This window comes from Roseibium litorale, from assembly GCF_014842915.1.
Lineage (GTDB): Bacteria > Pseudomonadota > Alphaproteobacteria > Rhizobiales > Stappiaceae > Roseibium > Roseibium litorale.
The window spans coordinates 1-22,921 of record NZ_JACYXI010000001.1 but is presented as its reverse complement, the minus strand read 5'-3'; the positions used below and the strand labels follow the sequence as shown (position 1 = coordinate 22,921).

General features: G+C 59.4%; 21 protein-coding genes. 8 read left to right on the top strand and 13 right to left on the bottom strand.

What is annotated here, in order from left to right; translation table 11 throughout:
* Window positions 1-112 precede the first annotated feature (112 nt).
* Complete coding sequence (locus IG616_RS00105; protein ID WP_192145250.1) at window positions 113-760, bottom strand: LysE family transporter; 648 nt, start codon at window positions 758-760, stop codon at window positions 113-115.
* Window positions 761-1,025: 265 nt separating this feature from the next.
* On the opposite strand from IG616_RS00105, the gene IG616_RS00100 reads away from it, so the two are divergent.
* Window positions 1,026-2,807, top strand: a complete 1,782-nt coding sequence (locus tag IG616_RS00100) for an SLC13 family permease (RefSeq protein ID WP_192145248.1) — start codon at window positions 1,026-1,028, stop codon at window positions 2,805-2,807.
* A gap of 15 nt (window positions 2,808-2,822) precedes the next feature.
* Here IG616_RS00100 and cls read toward each other — a convergent pair whose 3' ends face one another.
* Window positions 2,823-4,322 (bottom strand): cardiolipin synthase, encoded by a 1,500-nt coding sequence (gene cls / locus IG616_RS00095; RefSeq protein WP_192145246.1) that lies wholly within the window; start codon window positions 4,320-4,322, stop codon window positions 2,823-2,825.
* Between the two features lie 24 nt (window positions 4,323-4,346).
* Window positions 4,347-5,381: a cysteine synthase A gene (locus tag IG616_RS00090; RefSeq protein WP_192145244.1), complete on the bottom strand. Its 1,035-nt coding sequence runs from the start codon at window positions 5,379-5,381 to the stop codon at window positions 4,347-4,349.
* Window positions 5,382-5,684: 303 nt separating this feature from the next.
* Between IG616_RS00090 and IG616_RS00085 the strand changes: the two genes are divergently transcribed.
* Both IG616_RS00085 and IG616_RS00080 read left to right on the top strand, forming a co-directional pair.
* Complete coding sequence (locus IG616_RS00085; RefSeq protein WP_192145243.1) at window positions 5,685-6,326, top strand: ChrR family anti-sigma-E factor; 642 nt, start codon at window positions 5,685-5,687, stop codon at window positions 6,324-6,326.
* Window positions 6,327-6,397: 71 nt separating this feature from the next.
* The gene (locus IG616_RS00080) at window positions 6,398-7,210 is read left to right on the top strand and encodes an SDR family NAD(P)-dependent oxidoreductase (RefSeq protein WP_192145241.1); all 813 of its coding nucleotides are present in this window, start codon (window positions 6,398-6,400) and stop codon (window positions 7,208-7,210) included.
* Between the two features lie 36 nt (window positions 7,211-7,246).
* Here the strand turns inward: IG616_RS00080 and IG616_RS00075 are convergent, their stop codons facing one another.
* From IG616_RS00075 to IG616_RS00030, 10 genes are all read right to left on the bottom strand, one after another.
* Entirely contained in the window at window positions 7,247-8,476 is a 1,230-nt protein-coding gene (locus tag IG616_RS00075) for an SAM-dependent methyltransferase (RefSeq protein ID WP_192145239.1), read from the bottom strand.
* A 64-nt stretch (window positions 8,477-8,540) separates the two neighbouring features.
* Window positions 8,541-9,329, bottom strand: coding sequence for a DUF1365 domain-containing protein (locus tag IG616_RS00070; RefSeq protein ID WP_246476059.1), 789 nt, complete (start codon window positions 9,327-9,329; stop codon window positions 8,541-8,543).
* Between the two features lie 56 nt (window positions 9,330-9,385).
* Window positions 9,386-10,681, bottom strand: a complete 1,296-nt coding sequence (locus IG616_RS00065; RefSeq protein WP_192145237.1) for an NAD(P)/FAD-dependent oxidoreductase — start codon at window positions 10,679-10,681, stop codon at window positions 9,386-9,388.
* Window positions 10,682-10,863: 182 nt separating this feature from the next.
* On the bottom strand, window positions 10,864-11,547 hold the full coding sequence (locus IG616_RS00060; protein WP_209007199.1) for a hypothetical protein: 684 nt from the start codon (window positions 11,545-11,547) through the stop codon (window positions 10,864-10,866).
* Between the two features lie 751 nt (window positions 11,548-12,298).
* Window positions 12,299-13,062, bottom strand: a protein-coding gene (locus IG616_RS00055) for an IS5 family transposase (RefSeq protein WP_246476077.1) whose coding sequence is annotated in 2 segments (ribosomal slippage) — window positions 12,299-12,744 and window positions 12,744-13,062 — 765 coding nt in all. Because the reading frame shifts where the segments join, the coding sequence is not laid out codon by codon here.
* 64 nt (window positions 13,063-13,126) lie between these two features.
* A complete protein-coding gene (locus tag IG616_RS00050; RefSeq protein ID WP_192145235.1) occupies window positions 13,127-14,113 on the bottom strand; it encodes an energy transducer TonB in 987 nt (328 codons plus the stop codon).
* Entirely contained in the window at window positions 14,110-14,544 is a 435-nt protein-coding gene (locus tag IG616_RS00045; RefSeq protein WP_192145233.1) for an ExbD/TolR family protein, read from the bottom strand. Before IG616_RS00045 ends, IG616_RS00050 begins: the two co-directional genes overlap by 4 nt.
* 83 nt (window positions 14,545-14,627) lie before the next feature.
* Window positions 14,628-14,999 (bottom strand): biopolymer transporter ExbD, encoded by a 372-nt coding sequence (locus IG616_RS00040; RefSeq protein WP_216863270.1) that lies wholly within the window; start codon window positions 14,997-14,999, stop codon window positions 14,628-14,630.
* A gap of 1 nt (window position 15,000) precedes the next feature.
* The gene (locus IG616_RS00035; protein WP_192145229.1) at window positions 15,001-15,738 is read right to left on the bottom strand and encodes a MotA/TolQ/ExbB proton channel family protein; all 738 of its coding nucleotides are present in this window, start codon (window positions 15,736-15,738) and stop codon (window positions 15,001-15,003) included.
* 69 nt (window positions 15,739-15,807) lie between these two features.
* Window positions 15,808-16,269 (bottom strand): hypothetical protein, encoded by a 462-nt coding sequence (locus IG616_RS00030; RefSeq protein WP_192145227.1) that lies wholly within the window; start codon window positions 16,267-16,269, stop codon window positions 15,808-15,810.
* A 429-nt stretch (window positions 16,270-16,698) separates the two neighbouring features.
* On the opposite strand from IG616_RS00030, the gene IG616_RS00025 reads away from it, so the two are divergent.
* The 5 genes from IG616_RS00025 (at window position 16,699) to IG616_RS00005 (ending at window position 22,049) form a co-directional block, all read left to right on the top strand.
* The gene (locus IG616_RS00025; RefSeq protein WP_192145225.1) at window positions 16,699-17,817 is read left to right on the top strand and encodes a hemin-degrading factor; all 1,119 of its coding nucleotides are present in this window, start codon (window positions 16,699-16,701) and stop codon (window positions 17,815-17,817) included.
* A gap of 1 nt (window position 17,818) precedes the next feature.
* The gene (locus tag IG616_RS00020) at window positions 17,819-18,691 is read left to right on the top strand and encodes a heme/hemin ABC transporter substrate-binding protein (RefSeq protein WP_192145223.1); all 873 of its coding nucleotides are present in this window, start codon (window positions 17,819-17,821) and stop codon (window positions 18,689-18,691) included.
* 32 nt (window positions 18,692-18,723) lie between these two features.
* Window positions 18,724-19,815, top strand: coding sequence for a FecCD family ABC transporter permease (locus IG616_RS00015; protein ID WP_192146594.1), 1,092 nt, complete (start codon window positions 18,724-18,726; stop codon window positions 19,813-19,815).
* 14 nt (window positions 19,816-19,829) lie between these two features.
* Window positions 19,830-20,618, top strand: coding sequence for a heme ABC transporter ATP-binding protein (locus tag IG616_RS00010; RefSeq protein ID WP_192145221.1), 789 nt, complete (start codon window positions 19,830-19,832; stop codon window positions 20,616-20,618).
* Window positions 20,619-20,993: 375 nt separating this feature from the next.
* Window positions 20,994-22,049, top strand: coding sequence for an AraC family transcriptional regulator (locus IG616_RS00005; RefSeq protein WP_192145219.1), 1,056 nt, complete (start codon window positions 20,994-20,996; stop codon window positions 22,047-22,049).
* Window positions 22,050-22,921: the final 872 nt, after the last annotated feature.

Here is a 22,921-nt window from a genome sequence, read left to right as displayed (position 1 = left end):
TTGCGAGTGGCAAGTTGATCAATGATCACCGCAAGATGCAAGACCGTTTAAGGCCGCAGGCCAAGGTTTTGGCCGCTCTTTCGCCGGTGGTCCCGCTTCTGCCGGGAAGGGCCTAGTTGCTGCTGGCCTGGGCGGTGAGAAGTCTCAGGGCAAAGCCGCCCATGATGGACGCGAAAAGCCAGTCGAAGGCGCGCATGGCTTTCGGAGAGGACTTGATCATCCGTTGAAAGGCGCTTGCGCTCATCACCAGGGCGATGCCTGCCGGAATGCTCAGGACGACGAAATAAAGGCCCAGGAACAGCAGTTTGCCGGCGGCATGCGGGTCGGTGACAGTGATGAACTGGGGCAGGAAGGTCACGAAAAACAGCACGACCTTGGGATTCAGCAGATTGGTGGCGATGGCCTGGGTGAAGGTGCCGAAAAGAGAGCTCCGGCGTCCTGTGCTTGCCTCCAGATTGAGGGCCGATCCATGCCGGATTGCCTGGATGCCGAGCCAGATCAGATAGGCAGCGCCGCAGATCTTCAGAACCAGAAAGCCTGTCTGGGATGCAGCCAGAAGCGCGGAAATGCCCACGGCAGCCAGAATGGAATGCACCACGCACCCGGTCAGCGCACCTGCAACGGCAGCAAAACCGGCCGAACGGCCCTGGGACAGGGTCTTGGACAGGAACAGCGTCATGTCCGGCCCGGGCGTGATGATGAGCACGAACGCCGCAGCGGTGAAGGCGAGGATCACGGACACATCGGGCAGGAAAGTCACGGCTTAGACTCCAGGGCTTTAAAGCGGGACCCTAGGCTTTTTTGCGGTGGCTTTGAAGCCTGTTTCTGTTTGTCTGCTTCTTTCGTATGCCTTTGCCGGGTAACTGGAACCAAACACGTTATCGCGCATTTGTATCCTGCTGCTCTAGGGCAGTCGCCAGCCTTTCGCTTTCAGGCTTCAGGTTGCTATCCTTTGAGCGTGCGGCGGGGAAGTTGCTCCCGGCTTGAGATGAAATGCCCGCTTCCGGGCCAACGTCAGGTGATGAATGTCCGCAGCGTTTCTAGACACCCATCAGGCACTGATTGCGTTGCTGATCCTCGCCGTTATGTTCGCCGCGTTCCTGAGCGAACGGGTTGCGCCTGAGGTGGTTGCTGCGGCAGCGGCTGGGGCCTGTCTGGTGCTCGGCTTCATCTCTCAAGAGGAAGCCTTTACGGCTTTCTCCAATCCTGCGCCGATTACGATTGCGGCGATGTTCATTCTATCCGGCGCACTCGTGCGCACGGGCGTGCTGGATGCCTTGGCGGATCTCGTGGTCGCACGCGCCAAAGAGCGCCCCATCCTGTCCATCAGTGCCTTCGTGCTCATCTCGATGTTTGCCTCCGCGGTGGTAAACAACACGCCAGTGGTCCTGGTTCTGATTCCTGTGGTGATCAAGCTGGCGAAGGCGATCGGAGTGGCGCCGACACGGCTGCTGATACCGCTTTCCTACACCGCGATCCTTGGGGGGACGCTGAGCCTGCTCGGTACCTCGACAAACCTTCTGGTGGATGGTGTCGCCCGTCAGCAGGGCATGGAGCCCTTTGGGATCTTCGAGATTACCCCTTATGGCATCATCGCAGCTGTGAGCGGTCTTGCGACCATGCTGCTGCTGGGCCGGTTTCTGCTGCCGCACCGGGAAGACGCGGCCCAGGATCTTCTTCTGGGTGAGACAGAATTTTTGACAGAGGTGGCGGTGATCAGCGGGGATCTGGATGGCAAGCCGCTTGGCGAGGTGGCCGAGCTCAACCGTCCGGGGATCACAGTGACCGGCGTGCGCCGGGGGCAGGAGATGACCCGGTCCGAGCTTGAAGGCTTTGAGCTGAAGAAGGGCGACATTCTGATTGTGCGGGCACCAACCTCGGAAGTGCTTACGCTCAACACCCTCAAGGACTTCCGGGTTGGCCTGCGCTCTGCCCAGAAGAAAGCCGAAGACCATATCGTCGTGGAAGCCGTGGTTTCTCCGCGCCGCACCACGCAGGGCATTCCCATCTCGTCCCTGTCATTGGGCAGAAGGTTCGGTATCCGCATTCTGGGCGCACACCGCCATAATCACATACCTGGACCGGAACTGGGAGCGGTGCGTCTGAAGGCGGCGGACAAGCTATTGATCGAAGGCCCGGCGGCAGGTTTCGAAGAGCTGTCGGCGGAAACCGAGCTGGTCTCTGTGTCCCACCCGAGCGGCCGGGCCTACCGCCGCAGCAAGGCTCCGGTCGCGCTTCTCGCTTTGGCTGGTGTGGTCGCTCTGTCGGCCATGGGCGTCATGTCCATCGGCAGCCTTGCGCTGATTGCGGTTGCCTTGCTGCTGCTGGTGCGCTGTATCGATCCGGATGAAGCCTGGGATTCCCTGAACGGTTCCGTCCTGGTTCTGATCTTTTCCATGCTCATGGTCGGCAAGGCGCTGGAAAACACAGGTGCGGTTGAGCTGATCGTCACCGCGCTGACGCCCTTGCTGACATCGGTGCCGGGCTTTGCAGCCTTGCTGCTGATCTATCTGGCCGCCTCGGTGATGACCGAAATGGTGACCAACAACGCGGTCGCCGTGGTTCTGACGCCTGTGGTAATCGGTCTGGCAGAACCCCTCGGCATCGACGCGCGCGCCATTGTCATGACGGTGATGTTCGGTGCCAGCGCCAGCTTTGCCACCCCCATCGGCTATCAGACCAATACGCTGGTCTACGGGGCAGCGAACTATCAGTTCTCGGACTTCCTGAAGATCGGCGTGCCGATGAACCTGATCGTCGGCGTGGTCACCACCACCGCCATCTGGTTTGGTTTTCAAGGGATGTGAGGAAAAACCAGTCCGTCAGAGGATTGGCGACAATAACCTTGCGCCTTGGGCGGCGACGCGGAAGGCGTAGCTGCGGCGGTCCAGGTCGTCCGGTCCTGTCTGCCGGGCATCGGCAAAGTCGCGCTCCAGCATGTCCGATACCTTGGCGATCATCCGCTCATGGGTGAACCAGAGGGTGACTTCGAAGTTGATCCGGAAGGAGCGGTTGTCGAAGTTGACGGTCCCGATGGAGGTCAACTGATTGTCGACCAGGACCACCTTCTGGTGCAGGAAGCCCTTTTGATAGCGGTAGACCTTGATCCCGCGGGACATCATTTCATCCGCGTGGGAGTGGCTGGCAAGCCAGACGAGCGTATGATCGGCTTTTTCCGGCAGCAGAACGCGCACATCCACGCCGCGCATGGCTGCGGCGTAAAGTGCAGTCTGTATGTCGGAACCTGGCACGAAATACGGGGTGACGATCCAGAGCCGCTCCTTGGCGCGGGAGGCGGCTTCCGCGAAGGCTATGGCGCAGTTTTCCAGATCATCGGCGGGACCGGTTGGCATGACCAGAACGGATTCATCGCCCGGCTGGGGAATGGTCTCAATCGCGTCGAGCGGGATTTCCGTCCCATTGGCCCATTTCCAGTCTTCACTGAAGCAGATGGCCGAGGCGACGGCGGCCGGTCCCGAGACCTTCACATGGGTGTCGCGCCAATGGCCGAAGCGCTTGGACCGTCCAAGATATTCATCTGCCAGATTGTGCCCGCCGATCCACGTGTGCTGGAAGTCCGTTACCACGACCTTGCGGTGATTGCGGTAATTGAGCCGCATTGGGCCGAGCATGCGCAGATATTTGTGCCGCTCATTGAACCCGCTGACCTTGATCCCTGCGCTGGTCAAGCGTGACAGATAGCTCCAGGGCAGGGATTTGCTGCCGATGTCGTCATAGAGGAAATAGACGGACACCCCGGCCTTGGCACGCTCGATTAGGGCATCGGCAACCTGATTGCCGATCTCATCATCGCGCACGATGAAGAACTGGATCAGGATGCTGTGTTCGGCCTTTGCAATGCCGTCCAGTATGGAGTCGAAAGTGGCGGTGCCGTCAATCAGCAGTTCCGTGGCATTGCCAGCCAGAAACGGGGTGCCGGCAATTTTGGTCAGAACCGGCCAATTGGCGGAGCCTTTCACGTCTGAAAGCCTGAGCTCTTCGGCCCTGCGTGCGCGTCCGCGCCGCCCCAGCCGCCTTTGCACCTTGGAATAGTCTGCAAAGGAGCGCCAGGCGAAGATCAGATAGAGCGGGACCGTGAAGAGCGGAAGATAGAACAGGGACAGTAGCCAGGCGATGGAGCCCTGGGCTGTCCGGCTGCTCATGATCTCCCGGACAGCGCAGACGATAGCCGCCGCATAGAGGACCGTTGCGGCAGCGGCCAGGATGCCGAGATTGTTGAGGACCGTGTCGACCAGGAAAAATCCGGTCTTAACGTCCGTGGCGGCGTCAACGATGAGAGCAGCGTCGCCAGGTGCAGCCATTGCGGTTCCTCAGATTTCCCTTGTTCAGACGAAAGGCGCTTCCAGCGTTCCTTTGCGCTCCAGCCAGCCTGGGACCGGCAGGTTCTTGGAATGCAGGAACTGCGGATTATAGAGCTTGGACTGGCTGCGGGTGCCATGGTCGCACAGGATCGTCACGATGGTGTGGCCGGGTCCCATGTCCTTGGCCATGCGCCGGGCACCTGCAAGGTTGATCGCTGAAGAACCGCCAAGCAGCAGGCCTTCATGCTCCGCAAGGTCAAAGACCAGCGGCAGGGCTTCCTCGTCCGCAATCGCATAGGGGAAATCAACGGTAATGTCGCCGACGATCGGTGTGGACCGTCCGAGGCCGATGCCTTCGGCGATGGAGCTGCCATCGGTCGCCTTGGCTTCACCATCCTTGAAGAGGTGGTACATGCCGGCGCCAAGCGGATCGGCACAGCCGATTTTGATGCCCGGCTTGTTGTCCCGCAAGAATGTGGAAACCCCTGCCAGCGTGCCGCCGGAGCCGACCGCGCAGATAAAGCCGTCGATCTTGCCGCCGGTCTGCTCCAGGATTTCCGGACCAGTGGTCACATAATGGGCCTTGCGGTTGTCCAGATTGTTCCACTGATCAGCGAACAGAACGCCGTTGGGCTCGGTCTTGGCGAGCTCTTCTGCCAGACGCCGGGCGACGTGCTGATAGTTGTTCGGATCGGAGAAGGGCTTGGCCGGAACTTCCAGAAGCTCCGCGCCGCACATACGCAGCATGTCTTTCTTTTCCTGGGTCTGGGTTTCCGGTATCACGATCACGGTGCGGTAACCGCGGGCGCTGGCGACCAGAGCCAGGCCGATCCCGGTGTTCCCAGCAGTCCCTTCCACGATCAGGCCGCCGGGTCTCAGGTCGCCGCGGGCTTCCGCTTCGAGAACCATCTGGCGGGCAGGGCGGTCTTTGACCGACTGGCCCGGGTTCATGAACTCGGCTTTGCCGAAGATTTCGCAGCCGGTTTCCTCGGAAAGGGCGTTGAGGCGGATCAGGGGCGTGTTGCCAATGGCATCGACAACGGAAGAGACGGCAGTCATGTCAAAATGCTTTCCAGGTCAGGTCCGGTCCCTGCAATCGGCTGCGGTCCGGTTCCGGGCATAGAGATCTTGTTTCGGATTAGGTGGGGACGCTACTGGTCCTTGCAAGCAGGATCAAGCTTCTGACGCGGCACATGTGGCTGAATTGGTTGAAAATCGGGGCTTGCCTGTTCTACATTGCGCCCTACCGGCAGGTGGCCAGACCCGTAAAAAACGGGAATGGTGTGATCTAAATCCCGCGCCGCTCCGTAAGGTGGAACAGGTTTGCTATTTCCGCTTTCCGGGAGCGCTATGAGCAATTGCATGGAAAAGAACGTTACGGGCCTTGATGAATTGCTGGCCGGCTTCGCTGCCGGAACTCTGGCAGCCCCGGCCCGTGCCCTCGTCGGGGCTCATCTGGAGCTGTCAGGGCGCAACCGGTCCTATGTTGCCGGGCTCGAAGAGATGGCTGGGGCCGCGCTGGAAGCGGTGGCTCCTGTGGCCGTGACCGACCGGGATCATATGCTGGCCGGGATTTTCGCGATGGAGCCCGCGCAGACCTCTCGCGGCACTGGGACTTCCACGGACCCGAGACTGCCTGGGAGCCTGAGGGAAATCGTGGACAAGCCACTCGATGCCCTGCCGTGGAAGACACTGCTTCCGGGTGTCAAGGAGTGCAAGTTCGGCGAAATCGACGGCTGCTCCGCCTCTCTTCTCTGGGTCCGTGCGGGACGGGCGATGCCTGCGCACACGCATGAGGGCACAGAGCTGACGCTCGTGCTGCAGGGCGGGTTCAAGGACGTGGAAGGGCACTTCGTCCGCGGTGACATTGCCTTTGCCAATGACGACATTGATCACAAGCCCATCGCCGATGAGGACGAGGACTGTATCTGCTTCGCGGTGACCGAGGGCAGCCTGAGGCTGACGGGTCCGATCGGGCGGTTCTTCGCGCCTTTCATGCGCTGATCTACAAAGTTTCCCTGATCCGGCAACAGCTTGAGCGCGTAGATTGATCTATTGCTGCGAAAGGAGTTGTCATGGCCGGGTCTCAAGTGTCCCTCAAAGCTGCCAAGCCGGAAGACGGTTGTGTCTGGATAACAGGGGCAAGTTCCGGCATTGGCCGGGCATTGGCCCTGATGCTTGCCGGTGAGGGATGGCGGGTGGCCGTCACGGCGCGCTCGGAGGGAAAGCTTTCGGCCCTTGTGGCCGAGGCCGCGGCTCTTCCCGGGCGCATCGTCAGCTTTCCCGGGGATGTGACTGATGCTGACGCCATGAGCGCCATTCTCCAGCAGATCGAAACAGAGGTTGCGCCGCTTGCGGTATTGGTGGCCAACGCCGGGGTTTATCGGCCCCAGGACGGGCTTGCGGGAAATCCTGAAGAGTGGCGCAAAACGATCGACGTCAATCTGATGGGAACCGTGAATGTGCTGCTGCCCGCCATTGAGACAATGAAGACCAGAGGCAAGGGGCAAATCGCGATTGTCTCGTCCAGCGCCGGTTATGCCGGTCTGCCGACCTCTGCGGCCTATGGGGCAACCAAGGCCGGTTTGATCAACATGGCCGAGGCGCTGAAGTTCGATCTCGACAAGGCAGGCATCGCCATTCAGGTCATCTGTCCGGGGTTCGTCGACACGCCCGCCACAGCTCAGAACCCATTTCCGATGCCGGACATCATCACGGTGGACCGGGCGGCGGAGGAGATTGCGGCGGGCCTGCAACGGCCCGCTCAGTTCGAGATCTATTTTCCCAGAGGCTTTGTCACCCAGCTCAAGCTGCTCCGCCTCTTGCCTTACAGCCTCTACTTCCGGCTCGTGGCAAAGGCGACCGGCTGGTCGAAGAAGAGCTTGTAATCAGCTCTTCTTCCATTGCTTCTCAGGTATGAGAACTCAGCCTTGCTTGACGTAAACCATCTGGCGCACGTCGATGTTCCCTGACCGGAAGCCTGCCTCGCAATAGTGGAGATAGAACTCCCACAGCCGCTTGAAGCGCTCGTCGAAGCCAAGGGGGCTGATGCGTGGCCAGGCTTCGCGGAAGCGGGAGCGCCATTCTGCCAAGGTGCGCGCATAGTCCTGACCGAAGATCTTCTGATTGGCGAGATCCAGACCAAGGCGCTTGCCGATTTCCTCCAGCTTGCCGGGGGGCGGAAGCATGCCGCCCGGAAAGATGTGCCGCTGGATGAAGTCCGGTGTCCGCCGGTAGTCGTCGAACATGCGGTCCTGAATGGTGATGATCTGCAGGCCTGCCTTGCCGCCGGGCCTCAGGCAAGCGGACAGCTGCTGGAAATAGGTCGGCCAGTAGCGTTCCCCCACAGCCTCGAACATCTCGATCGAGGCGATGCGGTCGAAGGTGCCCCGTTCGTCCCGGTAATCCTGGAATACCACTTTGACCCGCTCGTTCAGCCCCGCCTTGAAGATGCGCTCACTGGCGAAGTCGAACTGCTCCTTCGAGATCGTCAGCGCGCGTACACTGGCGCCGATTTCCTTTCCGGCGAATTCGGCAAAACCGCCCCAGCCGCAGCCGATTTCCAGAACCTCATGGCCCGGACGGATGTCGGCCTCGCGGGCCAGTGAAGCGTATTTCAGGCGCTGGGCGGTCTCGAGGTCCTGTGTGCTCTCGTCAAAGATCGCCGAGGAATAGGTCATCGTCGGGTCGAGCCATTCCCGGTAGAAGGCATTCCCCAGATCATAGTGGGCGGAGATGTTGCGCCGGGATCCCTTGCGGGTGTTGGCATTGAGCCAGTGACGCAGGGACAGAAGCAGCCGGACGACAGGTCGGCCGTTCAAAGCGTCAACCGTCGCATCCCGGTTGATGCAGAAGAGCTCCAGAAAGGTCGTAATGTCGGGAGAAGACCAGTAGCCGGCCATGAAGGCTTCGCCGACACCAACGTCGCCGCCCTGGATGACCATTTTCGGAAAACGCCAGTCATGGACATTGAGCTCAGCCGAAGGTCCTGCTTCCTGCCCTTCAAACAGGAAGGCCCTTCCATCCGGGGTCGTCACCTTCAACCTGCCGTAGCGCAGGGACAGCAGGATCTTGAATCCCAGTTTTGTGAGCCGGGGAAGCCCGGCCATGGCAGTGCGTGCATTCTGGCGGGTAATGACAAGAGCGTCAGTCATGGGTCGCGTCAGCCTCCATATCGGTCATTCAGCCCGTTTTGCGAGTGGCAGCATGTGAATGACTTCAACCAGCTTTCAGCGATCCGCCGGTCCGGTCCGGAGTAATCTTTCCGGACGGCTCTCCTGCGGGTCGTGGATGAAATCGTACACCTTTGCGCCAAATTTTAAAGGCCTCCCAATGGATGCCGAAGATCACCTTGAGAGGCAGCAACGGGATCTTTGTGCAGAGCTTCAAAAGTGCAGTTGAGGTGAAAGGTTGCATCTTGGCGTTGAAGGTGGCCGAAAGAAGAGGGCCCTCTCCGTCGCTCTCCAGAATGCGGATCCGCACGGTCTCTCCGGGGGGAAGCAGCCGGAAGCGGTAGGTCTGTTCCATGCTGACAAAGGGCGAAACATAGAAAAGCTTCTCTTGCTGCTGGCGCAGGCCTGCCTCACTGAGCTCTCCGTCATGCACCGGGATCACATAGTGATGCATTCCACCAAAGGTGTTGCGCACTTCATAGATCACACCCGTCAGATTGCCTGCCGGATCATAGGCGTAATAGACGGCCAGAGGGTTGAAGACATGGCCCAGGATACGCGGGTAGCAGAGCAGCAGCACCCGGTCTGGCCGGGGAACACCTTCACCGGCCAGCAGCCGGTCCGCATGCTGGCGCAGGTCAGATCCGTCTCTGGGGCCATGATCACCCGGGTGGAAGCTGGCAAGGTTGAAGCGGCCTATCGAGAAGAGCGGAGCCAACTTGTCCGCTTCTTCCAATCTGTCGAGATCAATCAGGATGCTGAAGACCTCGTAGCTGAAGCGGTGCTCCTTTGGCTTCATCCGCGCATGCATGACCGGCCCGGTATAAAGCGTCATCGCCGCCTCCGGTGGCGGTCCGTTTTCGCTCATGCTGGTGGGCCGTGCGGAGCAGATCATTCGGCAGCTTCCAGTACAGGGTTGGTGAGGCGGGTTTCCCAAGGCAGTGTAGCCCCGAGTTGCCGGGCAACGCTCAAGCCGGACTTCAAACCGTCCTCGTGAAAGCCATAGCCTGCCCATGCACCGCAGAACCAGGTATTGTTGACGCCTTGAATGCTGCTGAGCTGGCGCTGGGCTGCAAGAGCCGCTGCATCGAACTGCGGATGATCATAGACGAAATGGGCGAAGGTCAAATCCTCGCGCGGTGGAACGGGCGGGTTCAGGGTGACCACAAGCGGACGGCTGTGATCCAGGTTCTGCAGCCGGTTCATCCAGTAGCTGACCGTCACGTCCCTTGTCTCTTCGCCGTCGGACCAGGCCATGTAATTCCAGGATGCCCAGGCTCTGCGGCGCTTTGGCATCAGGGACAGGTCCCGGTGGAGATAGACGTTGTTGGGCCGGTAGCGGATGGCACTCAAAATCGCGCGCTCATCAGGTGACGCATCATCCAGCATGGCGAGGTTCTGGTCGGTGTGACCGGCAAGGATCACCTGGTCGAACGTATCCTGACCTCCAAGGCTGTCCGTCACGTGCACCTTGCCCCCCTCGCGGCGGATGCCCGTGACCATGGCGCCATAGCGGATATGCCCTTCGAGCGGGGCGAGCAGCTTGCGCACGTAGTTGCGGCTGCCGCCGGACACCGTGCGCCAGACGGGACGGTCGAAGTTGATCAGCCGGTGGTTCTCGAAAAAGGAGACGAAGCTCTCTGCCGGATAGGCCCGCATTTCCTCGACAGGCGTCGACCAGATGGCGGCCCCCATGGGCAGAAGATAGTTTTGCAGGAAGAAGTCCGAGTAGCCATTGCGGGACAGATAGTCTCCAAGGCTCAGACCGGTCAGACGTCCTGCGGCAAGATCCTGGGCGCAGGCCTTGTTGAAGCGGAAAATCTCCCGGAGCATGCGCAGAAAGCGCGGGGACAGGAGGTTGGCCCGCCGGGCAAACACCGTGTTGAGATTTTGCCCGGACCATTCGAGGCTGCCTTCGTCCCGTGAAAGGGCGAAGCTCATGTCGCTGGCTTCGGTCTTGACGCAGAGATGGTCGAGAAGGGCGGTGAAATTGGGATAGTTCAACTCGTTGTAAACGATGAAACCCGTGTCGACGGAAAGAGGGACGCCGTCATAGTCGATGTCGACAGTGGCACTATGGCCACCCGGTCGCAGCCGCTTTTCGTAAAGGACGACCTGATGACCGGCGCTCAAAGCCCAGGCTGCGCTGTTTCCCGCTATCCCTGAACCGATCACGGCAATCCGCATAAGCAGCTTCCTTCTGCTGGAGGCCAGACCAATACGGCCCGCTCGTCTGTCTTACTGGGCAGCTTACGGAGGCGAAAAGGAGCTGGATCATCGGTCGGCACAAATAAGTTGCGGAAACCATTAAAAAATTGACCGGATGCAGGATCCGGCCAATTTGGGTCTTTGGAGGTTGTAAGGCCCGCTCAGGCTGGCAGGGTGTCCTTGATCCAATTCCATGCAACCTGAATTCTGGTGGCTGCCGCGTCGAAGAAGGCGACGATATTGGCCCAGATCACCTGTCCGACAGATGCGATGTTCAGCATGGGGGAGTGCTTATCCTGTTTGGGGGCAGGGGCAGCTTCCACGAATTCGACCGATGCCGAGGTTTCAGGAGACTCTACCACCCGGCGTGTCACCAGCATGGGCGTGTCCGAGATCACCCGGGAAGTGTCCAGCTTGGCCACATTGGTGTCGGAATGCAGGTCACGGACGACGACAGCGCGGCCGTCGGGCAGAAGATGGGTTTCATTTGTTCCCACTTCGCTTTCGTAGACCACCTCGCCATAACTGTCGATCAGCTCGACCCACACCGTGTTTCGGCCCTGGATCTGCACTTCGCCGACCCATATGGTCATTTCACTGTCGAGCGGGTCTGTCTGGCTTTCGGATGCAGCAGAGACCGTGACGGCCAGTTTGTCTTCGTCAAGCACAACCGTTTTTTGGGGCGCGTGGTCCAGAGTGGTTTTGCTAAAGGCCATCGCGGGAGACGTTCCCAAGCAGGTGGCGGCGATCAGCACACCTGCGACGCCAGCGCGAAACGCTGCTGGCAGGGCCTTGCTGCGGGTTCCGGAGTTAGTGCACGTGTTTTCTGTCCAAAGCTGTTCCATGACGACCTCCCGTTTGGGATTTTCATGAACATTAACGCGATGGTGCCGGTCTGGTTCCCGATTTTCTGGATCGCCGCATCCAACCGCTCAAGTCATGTTCTTGCCATTTTTGCACCACAATTCTCTCAAATGGTCAAAAAAACCGCAAGAAAGCAAAGTTATAAATTAACTATTTGTTAACAAATTGGGTGCTGAGGGCCGATTTTTCCAGTGACTTCACGAGTCTGTGATTTAAATGCCTGACCGTATGCCGCAAACCTTCCGCCCTAAACGTTAACGTTTTTTCAGGCGACGGATTTGTTTTGGAAGGACAATTTCCGGTTTCTGATGCGGAAAAATAAATTTCTTCCGGTGACTTTTCTTACTCAGGGGAAGTTTTGTGAAGGTGGATCGTGAAGAGCTAGGCAACGCTCACATCTTCGCGAGCGGCGGAAAAATCCGCAGCAAATGGCCTGATGGAACCTTCGTTCGCCTTGGGTGTGGACCCATAAATTTGAAGGCAATGGTTTGAGCGAATTTGTTTGGATACAAGGCGCAAGGCTGCAGGAAGCCTTATGGCTTTCAAAGTCTTGCAACTCTGTAGCCGGACGAATTCGCCAAATCCTTACATGACGCGCAACTGGCTGTGAAAGGCGGCGTTGAGCGTCTCAACCGGGCATAAAGCCCGCTTTTCGCCTCTCGCCTTGCCTTTCGGTGCCAGTTGACGCGCCATTACCTTCAAATTTATGGGGCCACACCCTAGGCTCAGGACTCATTGAATCCACCATATGATGATTGTTGCGATGGTGATTGCGGCCATGAAGACATCGGCTCTTCGGTCATATCGGGTGGCGATACGTCGCCAGTCTTTCAGCCGCCCGAACATGTTCTCGATCTTATGGCGTTGTTTATATTTGGTTTTGCAAAATTCAGCCGGTGCCTTCCGGCCTTTGTGCGGTGGAATGCAGGATTTTATCCCTTTGGCTTCAAGCGCAGCGCGGTATTCATCTGAATCGTATCCCTTGTCCGCGATCATGGTCGCATTGCCGCCATCAGGCAGCGCCGGGTACAGGATTTTGGCTCCCACATGATCGGAAACCTGTCCGGCCGTCAGACACATTGCGATGGGCCGGCCTTCGCCATCGCACACGGCATGCAGCTTGGTGTTCAATCCACCCTTCGTCCGGCCAATGTGACGGGAAAGAAGCCCCCTTTTACCAGGCTCGACGCGGTGCGATGGGCCTTGAGGTGTGTCGCATCGATCATCATCGTGTCCGGCGCCCCATCATTGGCTGCCAAGCTGCTGAAAATCCTGTCAAACACACCAAGTTCCGCCCACCGCCGGAAGCGGTTGTAGAGCGTCTTGTAAGGCCCATAGCCTCTCGGTGCATCCTTCCACTGAAGGCCATGCTTGAGCACATAAATGATACCTGAAATCACCCGCCGGTCATCGACACGCGGAACACCATGAGAAAGCGGAAAGAACGGTTCCATCCTGGACATCTGGGCGGGCGACAGCAGAAACAAATCAGACATGGCAAACTCCTTTGCCACCCTGAATCACATCGCCCGTCTTAATGCAAATTAATAGGTCCTGAGCCTAGTTGAACGAGATGGGCAGCCGGAATGGCCAGGAACTGCGTCCCGCCTCTGGCGGAATGGGTGGGAAGGGCGACGCGCGGCGGACCGTTTCCAAAGCCGCCTTGTCCAGTATGTCCGATCCCGAGCTGCGGATGACGGAGACGTTGGACAACTGTCCGGACTGTTTGACCGTGAAACTGACGTAGACCTCTCCGGTGATCCGCTTGCGCTTGGCGGCTGACGGATAGCGCAGCGCCCGGCGCAGCGCGCGTGCGACCTTGCCCGGATAGTTGGAAACGGCGGCATTGCCTTCTGCGCCGGAGCCTGTTGTCCTGGCCCCGCCTTTTTGTGCGTTTGCATTGCTCTGGCCACCAGCACCTGCTTCCGGGCCGGACTTGACGGCGGGCTTCGTGGTTTCCTTCTTTTGAACCTTCGCGGTTTCGGTCCGCTTCACTGGCTTGTGGACTTCCGGCGGCGTTTCAGGCCTGGCAACCGGCAGAGGAACTGGTTCCACCGGTTGCTCCGTTGCTGTTTCCAGGGGCTTTTCAGGCTCCGGCTGAACCGTTTCCTTTGGCGCTTGTTCGACAGGCTGAATTTCCTGGGGCTGAACGGCGGCCAAGGGCTCAAGCGGCAGCTCCCGCGGCTCTTCGGATTCCACAAAGCTGCCTTCGATGGTGCTGTCGACGGCCCTTGCCGTCAGCTGGGCCGTTTGGGATTGCTGGATGACATCCTCGATTGGCTTCTGTTGAAGCGGCTTCACCGGCTCGGCTTCTTCTTCCGTCACTGCTTCCGGCTGAAGCTCCGCGATTTCCGTGCCTTCCACGAGCATGTCGTCAAAGGCGTCCCCCAGGGTCAATGCCTGGTTTGCGCCGCCGCCAGCAATGAGCACCTCATCAGGCGCCTTGGCAAAATACCACATGGCAAGGCCACCATGGGCCGCGAGCGACAGGGCAAGCGCCAGCGCAAGGCCGGAGAGGCGCGGCGGGTCCAGAACGTCGGTGGTCATTTTGACCTCGCCGTCACGATGGTCATACGTCCGGCGCCTGCCTTCTGAAGGTCCGAGACTACATCCAGGAGCGTGACAGCTTGCGTGTCCTTGTCGGCAATGATCCTCAGAGCTTCGTCCGGTGCGCCGGTCCCGTCTGCCGCTGAGGCGCTAGCGGCAGCTGCCGTGGTTTCGGGGCGGCGGATCAGGAACTCTTCTACGGTGATTGGCTCCCCCATGTAATGGAGACTGCCGTCAGCGTGCACGACCAGCGCATGGGGCGGGGGAACCGGAGGCGCATCCTCGCTGTCGATCATGGTGACTGATTTGTCCAGCGGGGGCGCGAGCTGCCCGGCCACAAGGAAGAAGATCAGCATCAGGAAGACGATGTTGATCAGGGAGAGCGTGTTCTCGCTCTGGCGCTGGATCGGGGCAAGCGGAAGCTTTTTCATAAGCTGGAACGCAAACTCGTGTTTATATCGTGACGGCTTCAAGTCTCCGGACCTGTCTGGCAGTCCGGGAGAATAGGGCCACGTTAGCGGGCGACCGTCACCGTAAGGCCTTCGATCCGCCGGACCTGCTCGAGAGCCGTAACCAGATCCTGTGCTGTCGAGGTGCCGCGCGGGATCAGGAGAATCGACTTGGCACCCTTTTCCTGAAGGTCGGCCAGAGCTCCGGTGAGTCCGTCCGCCTGGATAGGGAGGCCATTCAGGAGCAGGCCGTTGTCATCCAGGGCCAGAATGGCATCGGGCCCCTTGCCGCCGCCGGAGGACTGACCGCCCGGAGCGGCAATGTCAATTTCCCCGAAACGGGTGAACGTCGACGTCAGCATGAAGAACAGAAGCAGCAGAAAGATCACGTCTATCAGGGACGTGAGTGACAGTTTCCGCGCCCGGGCGCGTGGCATGTTAATGTGCATGGGCTGCGGCCCCGTTCAGGGGAATGGCATGCGGGCGAACGTCTGCCTGAGCGTTTTCGGCTGCTGCGCGGCCTGCGCCGGATTTCCGTCCCGTGTCCATATGCGAGAGCAGAATGCCTGCGGTCAGGGTCTCGATGGCAACACGCTCGTGATCGATACGGCTTTCCAGGAAAGTCAGGATCAGCGACACGGGCATTGCGACAGCAAGGCCGGCGGCGGTGGTCAGAAGCGCAACCCAGATACCGCCTGCGAGCATAGACGGATCGACCGAATTTCCGGCAGCTTGCAGAGCCTGGAAGGCTTCGATCATGCCAAGGACCGTACCGAAGAGACCCAGAAGCGGTGCAATTTGTGCAATGGCATCGAGAGCCTTCAAGCCCCACTGCTGTTGATGCAGGCGGGCCATGGCCTTGCGGGTCACCTCCTGTTCGATCTCAGTGCGGTCATGCCCCTGAACGGTCAGCTGCATGGCCGTGAGAACGGCTTCTGAGGTTGCTGAGCGGGAGGAGGAAAGGTGCTCGAGTGCCTCACGCTGCGCGCCGGAGCGCCAGAGCGCCACTGCCGAGCGGGCCTTGCCGGACCGGCCTACACCTTCACGGCTGAACTGGAGGAGTTTGACCAGCACCAGGGCAAGGGCAATGACCGACAATCCGCCAATCAGCATGACCACCGGGCCACCGGTTTCCAGAATGCCAAGGAGGGGCTGAAGCAGGCTGGACACGTCCATGATGTCTGATCTTTCGTTTGGTGTCTGGTGAGCGGGCTATCTGGGACAGCCCGCGGAAAAGGCGGCGTGTTATTTGATAAAGGCGATGTCTGTGCGGCTGGCCGGGCTCAGTGCGCTGATACAGGTGTTTTCAGCTCCCTTCACCGGATCGGCTTGCTCACAACGGGCTGCGCCATTGACCAGGATCTGGCTGAGCCCAGGGCACTTCGATCCCTTCAGCTCGAACTGGCGGACGAAGGTCTTGCCAGCCGGCATGGCGCCAAAGTCGAACGCGGACATCCGGTCGACCAGGCCATCCTTGTCAAAAAGCACCAGCTCGTAGGCGACAGATGACAGAGCCAGGCCTGTCTTGTTGGTCCCGACGAAGGTCAGCAGGCAGCCGGCCTGCGTATCGGTGGCCTTGTTCAGCTCAAGGGAAAGAGGCTTGGCGGTATCGCCATCGGCCATCGCAGCGCTGATCGACAGGTTCAGCACAAGGCCTGCGGCTGCAAAACCGGGAAGGGCGCTGGAGCGCAGAAAGGCTGCGGGCATGCTTACGTCCTTAACAATGTCACGCCTTGACCGGACTTGTGGGATTTGATCCGGAAAAGGTGAAAATGAAAGTCATGTATTGCAGTGGCTACAAAACATGACTTATAGAGTCAAGTAAATGATGGATTGCACGATCCCCGGTTGAAGCAGGCCAGTGCCCTGCCAAAGGTGGATCATAGCGAGCTTGCCTGCCCTCTCTCCGGAAGGCCGCTTCCCCGCGGGTGTTCTGGACGGGAGGTGAAAGCCCCGCCGTATCGGGGCCTGACAGGTGCCAGCCATGCAGTTTTGGTGCCGGAGAGACATTAAGTCCCTTCGGCCCGAAGCGCGGCAGAACAGTGATACCCGCGCCCTTTTGTTCAGACGATGCCGCCACCTCTGCCTGATTCCGGTCAGCTGGGTGCAAGGCTCTTTCAAAGAAGCGGAAATGACATGAACATCAGATCTCAGACCGGTCAGTTGCAGGCAGAGAATGGCGGACTAGCTTCCTTCGAGGCAGATCAGCCTGTGGATGCGGATCGGGTGCGGCTGGCCCGTGCGGAGAACCCGAAACTGCGCGAGCGGGACCTTGCCCAGCGTCTCGGTATTTCCGAAGCGGAGTTTTTGGCTGCCGGCGGTTCCGGCCCGGTGATCCGTCTCGATATCCATTTCGAGGATATCTTCAACGGCCTGAAAAAGGTTGGAGAGGTTATGTCCCTTGTGCGCAACGATAGCGCTGTGCACGAGAAAATCGGGCCATTCGAGAAGTTCGTGCCAGGCCGCCAGGCCGCCATGATGCTTGGAGAGCAAATCGACCAGCGGATCTTTCCAGCTCATTTTGTCCATGGCTATGCGGTTGAGAAGACCGACGGCACCGCCGTCCGGCACTCGCTCCAGTTCTTTGATGCGCACGGCGACGCAGTGATGAAAATCCACGCCCGCGCCGCAACGGATATGGATGCATGGTCTGCTTTGGTCAGCAGCCTTGCTGCGGAAGACCAGAGCGAAGGATTGTCCGAGCGCCTTTCCCCGGCGCCGCTTCAGGTGCGTCCCGATGCCGATCCCTCCAAGGAACAGGCGTTGCGTCAGCGCTGGAAGGCCATCAATGATCCGCATCAGTTTTTCGGAATGCTGCGGGATCTGGAAATGGACCGCCTCAATGCGCTGCATATGGCGGGCGAGGACCTGGCGTGGGAGCTGGAAGGGGGAACCGTTGCCGCGATGCTGAAGCTGGCGGCTCAGGAACAGATCCCGGTCATGTGTTTCATCGGAAGCCGGGGTTGTATCCAGATCCACCAGGGCGTCGTTCATGACATCAAGGAAATGGGGCCTTGGATCAACATCATGGATCCGACGTTCCATATGCATCTGCGTCAGGATCACATCGCTGAGGTCTGGGCTGTCCGCAAGGGCGCAGATCATGGTCATGTGACATCAATCGAGGCCTATGACGCTGCCGGGCGGCTGATCGTGCAGTTCTTCGGTGTCCGGGGGGAAGGAAATGCCGAACGAGGCGACTGGCGCGGCCTGGTTGAAAATCTGCCGCGTGTCCGTTCGATGGAGGTTGCGTGACATGCGCCGCGGTTTTCTGACTGCCTTTGGTCTTCCTGTTCTGGCTCTGCTCGCGATGGGAGCGGCCTCTGCGAAGGCAGAGAGCTTGACCGGGTCCCGCAAGATCGTCTCGATCGGCGGCTCCATCACCGAGATTGTCTATGCGCTTGGCGGTCAGGACCGTCTGGCCGCACGGGACAGTACCAGCCTTTACCCGCCGGAGGCGCTCAGCCTGCCGGATGCGGGATATATGCGGGCGCTTTCGCCCGAAGGCGTGCTGTCTGTGGATCCGGACGGCATTCTGCTGCTCGAAGGCAGCGGCCCGCCGGAGACGCTGTCGGTGCTGAAATCCTCTGGTCTTCCCATCGTTGAGGTGCCTGAGGACTTCAGTGCCGAGGGGATCCTGAAGAAGGTGGAAACCGTCGGCGCAGCTCTCGGGCTTGAGGAGAAGGCAGCCGCATTGAAGGCAAAGCTCGCCGCCGATCTGGCAGAAGCTCAAGAGGAAGGCCGGACCAAGGGGCACGGCGTGCGGGTCATGTTCATCCTGTCCGCTCAGGGCGGGCGGATCATGGCCAGCGGCAGCGGCACGGCTGCCGCCGGCATTCTCAAGCTGGCGGGCGCTGTCAATGCGGTGGAAGGTTATTCGGGATACAAGCAGCTGACGGACGAAGCAGTGATTTCGGCAGCTCCGGACGTGATCTTGATGATGGACCGGGCTGGCAATCATGCTTCCAGCGCGGAGGAGGTTCTGGCTTCGCCGGCCTTGCAGCAAACGCCAGCTGGCCAGAACAAGCACTTGATCCGCATGGAGGGCCTCTATCTGCTGGGGTTCGGTCCCCGCACGGCGGACGCTGTGCGCGAGCTTGTCCGCGAACTTGCAAAGTCCGGTTCCTGATAGGACGTGAGATGACACAAGCTCTGGAGTCCATGACCCCCATAGGAAAGTCCGGCTGCCTGTTTTCCTGCAGGCAGTCCCTGGACGACGGCGACCGGAGCAGCCTTGCCCGCCTCGTCATCTGTCTTCTCGCCGTTCTTCTTGCCGCCGTCATGGTCTTCAGCTTGACGGCAGGGGCAAGTGATGTGGGGCCGGGAACGCTCGTCTCTGCCTGGTTTGGCTCAGGCGGTATTTCCGTGCGCGATGACATCATCCTCCATTCCATCCGGCTTCCCCGGGTGGTGCTCGGGGCTTTGGTCGGGGCGGGTCTGGCAGTGTCCGGCGCTGTCATGCAGGGCCTGTTCCGCAATCCTCTGGCAGACCCTGGGATCATTGGTGTGTCTTCCGGGGCGGGGCTTGGCGCGGCGGGTGTCATTGTACTCGGCGGGGCTTTGCCTGCCTCTTTCGCCGCCGTTGCCGGGATCTATCTGCTGCCGCTTGCCGCCTTTGGCGGGGCGCTGGCGGTGACCTGGCTTTTGTACCGGATCGGAACCCGGTCGGGACAGACGTCGATCGCGACCATGCTTCTGGCCGGGATCGCCATTGCCGCCCTGTCCGGAGCCTGTATCGGTCTTCTGGTGTTCGTCGCCGATGATCAGCAGCTCAGGGACTTGAATTTCTGGGGTCTTGGGTCTCTGGCGGGTGCCAACTGGGACAAGGTGCTGTCGGCGGGGCCGGTGATTGCCACAGTGCTCGTTGCGATGCCTTTGCTGGGCAAGGGGCTCAACGGGCTCTTCATGGGCGAGGCGGTCGCAGGGCACATGGGCATCAATGTTCAGCGCCTGAAACGGATTGCTGTTGTTTCCGTTTCCGCGGCCACCGGCGCCTCGGTTGCCGTCAGCGGCGGCATCGGCTTCGTCGGCATTGTCGTGCCCCATCTTCTGCGGCTCGTGATTGGGCCGGATAACAGATACCTGCTTCCCGCCTCGGCGCTGCTGGGCGGATCGATGCTGGTTCTGGCGGACACGGTCAGCCGTATCATCGTTGCGCCGGCCGAGCTGCCGATTGGCATTCTGACGGCATTGGCAGGGGCGCCCTTCTTCCTCTGGGTGCTTCTGGGACGCAAGGGGCTGAACGCGCAATGATGGGAGAACAAGGCATGCTGACCGCGAAGGGGCTCCAGGTCAGTCTGGGCAAACGTGTCATTCTTTCCGGTCTGTCTCTTGAGGCGCGGGCCGGCGAAATCACGGCCATCATCGGGCCGAATGGCTCGGGCAAGAGCACGCTCTTGCGCAGCTTGACCGGAGATTTGCCGTACCAGGGCGAAGCGCGTCTGAACGGGCAGGAGATCCGCACGATGCCTGAGCATGTGCTTGCCCGGCACCGGGGCGTCCTGCCTCAAAACAGCACCTGCAGTTTTCCGCTGACCGTGCGCGAAGTGGTGCGTCTTGGCGCAACCCAGCGCAGCGTTGCCGGGGTCTTGAGCGAAAGAGAGCTGGTCGGCCGGGCCTTGGACGCCGTCGATCTAAAAGGCTTCGAAGGGCGCCGCTATCATGATCTATCCGGAGGCGAGCAGCAGCGGGTTCAGCTTGCGCGGGTTCTTTGCCAGATCTTTGAGCCTGTGGTGGCAGGATGTCCGCGCTGGCTGTTTCTCGATGAGCCGGTTTCGAGCCTGGACATCCGGCATCAGCTGCAGGTGATGGACGTCGCCAGAAGCTATGCGCAAGCGGGGGGAGGTGTGGTGGCCGTGCTCCATGACCTCAATCTGACGGCCATGTATGCGGATCAGATCATCGCTCTGAAACGGGGCAGGCTGGCTGCTGCTGGAACTCCGCATGGAACGCTGACCAGCCCGGTGATCCGGGATCTTTATGAGTGTGACCTGTCTGTGGGCACAGTGCCTGCCGGGCACCGGCCCTTTGTTCTGCCTCATGGTGCAAGGGTTTAGGCGGGACCTTCAGAACCTGGTCTGGTTTCTGTCTTGCTGCCCTTTGGAATTTGCGTGGGTCTCTCAGTCATAGGTATTTTTGACAGGTGTTCTGACCTTCGATAGGCTTGCTGAAAATCTTGTCGCGATGACCGTAGGTGCCCATGTGATTGATGCCTCAGGATGGTCTCAATCGGGATCAAGCATGTAGCGGAAGTAATACATGTGACGTAGAGTATTCAATCGGATGGGGCGTTCGAGGGCCGTGTAACAGCGATTATCTGAAAATCAGGCAAGTCGGATCCGCCAGACGGGTGAGATGTATTGGTGCAGGTCCGGGCGGGATCAGGAACAGCGCGGCCGGAAGGTCTTACTGGCAGGTAGCGGCAGACGGGAATGTCTGTTTTGTTTGCTTGCGTGACGGGGCGGGTGAGGGACCGTTTCACGATGCTGAAGGGAACTATTGCTGCACGTACATTCCGGACAGCTCAGTTTGTCTGTGAAAATTGCGGGCTGGATTGGCAGGAGTTGACCAGGCGGACCGGCGTCCGTGCCGACCTGCCCTTGATGCCGTCCGACACGATGGTGCCGTTAAGCCAGCTCCTGTCCATCTATGAGCGGATCGCAGAGGAAACCGGAGACGACGGTGTTGGTGCGCGGTTTGGGACCAAACTGGCCATCGGATCGGCTGAAATCTATGACTATGTTGCCCTGACCGCGCCGAGCCTTGAGAAGGCGCTGGCAAACTGGGCCCGGTTCCAGCGCATGGCATCCAGCCATATTCAGATGGACTTCGAGGTCACCAAAGACTGGGCTGCGATGTCGTGGGCGTTTCCTGATCCGGACAGATGCCAGAGGCAATATTTGAGTCTCTGCATGGCGGCTATGAGCCACCGGGTGCATTATATGCTTGGTGACCATGCAGAGGGCCTGTCTGCCGATTTCGCATTCGAGGAACCCCAAAACCGGGCTGCCTATGAAGAGGCATTCGGTCCGAACGTCCGCTTCGGGCAGGAGAAAAGCAGGCTGCTGATTCCCGCAAGTCTTCTCCCTCTGAAACCGATTCCAAGTGATCCGCATCTCAACGCGCTGATGGAAAGGTTCGCTGTCAGCCAGATGACGTCGCTACAGACCCCTGACACTCTGTCCGACCGGGTGAGCCAGGCGATCGCGGGATCCCTGCGGGACGGGGAAGCCTCTCTGGACAAGGTGGCGGCCAAGCTTGGCATGTCCCGGCGGTCCTTGCAGCGCCAGTTCGAGCAGGATGGCACGACATTCCGCAAGGTTCTGGACGGTGTCCGCCGGTCTCTTGCCAAGCAATACCTGACCGAACATGACATGCAGGTGGGAGAGGTGGCCTATCTTCTGGGCTACTCGGATATGAGCAGCTTTTCCCGGGCGGCCAAAGGCTGGTTCGGAACCTCGCCAAAGGCGGTCAAGCGGTCCCGATAACGCACTATTTTTACAACGGCCTTCCGGATGCTTTCGTTGTTGCATATAAGAAACGATGACGCAACTTAGCGGTCTGCGGCAGTCGCGTTGAAATGTCATTTGAAAATCTTCTAAAGCTAATTGCTGTGCGACTGAGTAGTTGAGAGGTTGAGGAGCTGAAATATCCAACTCCGAGTTGGCCATTTCCTTGGTTTCCTGACGGTAAATCTATTCAACGGCCGACCATCCGACTGATACATGGACCATGTCCATCGTTAGTTTTTAAACAATATAGTTCTCGTTGATGGGTCCATTCTAAAAGAGTGAGGCTCTTCAACGATTTTTTCGAGGGTGCCCTCAGTCGCTGGCCTACCATTTATCATGATCGTCCAAAAAAAGGGGTCGAACCATTTCAAGTGAACTCCTTGAAGCTCAGATTCTGAGTGCTCAAGGACTAGGTCGCCAGTCGGTTTATAGTGTAGAGCTACATCAAAAGTTTCGCTTGCAGTTCTTGTGAATGTAATCGTTATGTCATTGTGAGTGTCATGTGAGATTCTTTGTCCAATTGGCAAGTCCTCCCACGATTTAGCTTCCGATGTGTCGCTAGTTTCTTCTTCTTGAGGCTGGTTTTCAGCAATCTCGCCGAAAAGGCAACGATACTCGTCGCGAGTGCACGTGAGCAAGGTTGCAACGAGACTAAGGCAAAGTGTCGAGTATGATTCTTCAACAGGACTTGGTAGGCCTCGCCCCCGCTCAGGATTATCGCTGTTGATTTCCATTGAGAAGTAACCCGGCATTTCCACCGAGAATTGACCCTCCTTTTAGGTATGTTACGGGTCTGTGGGTTCGGTCAAGTTCTTGGCTTTCTCCTTCTTCGTTTTGGGCTCATGTGC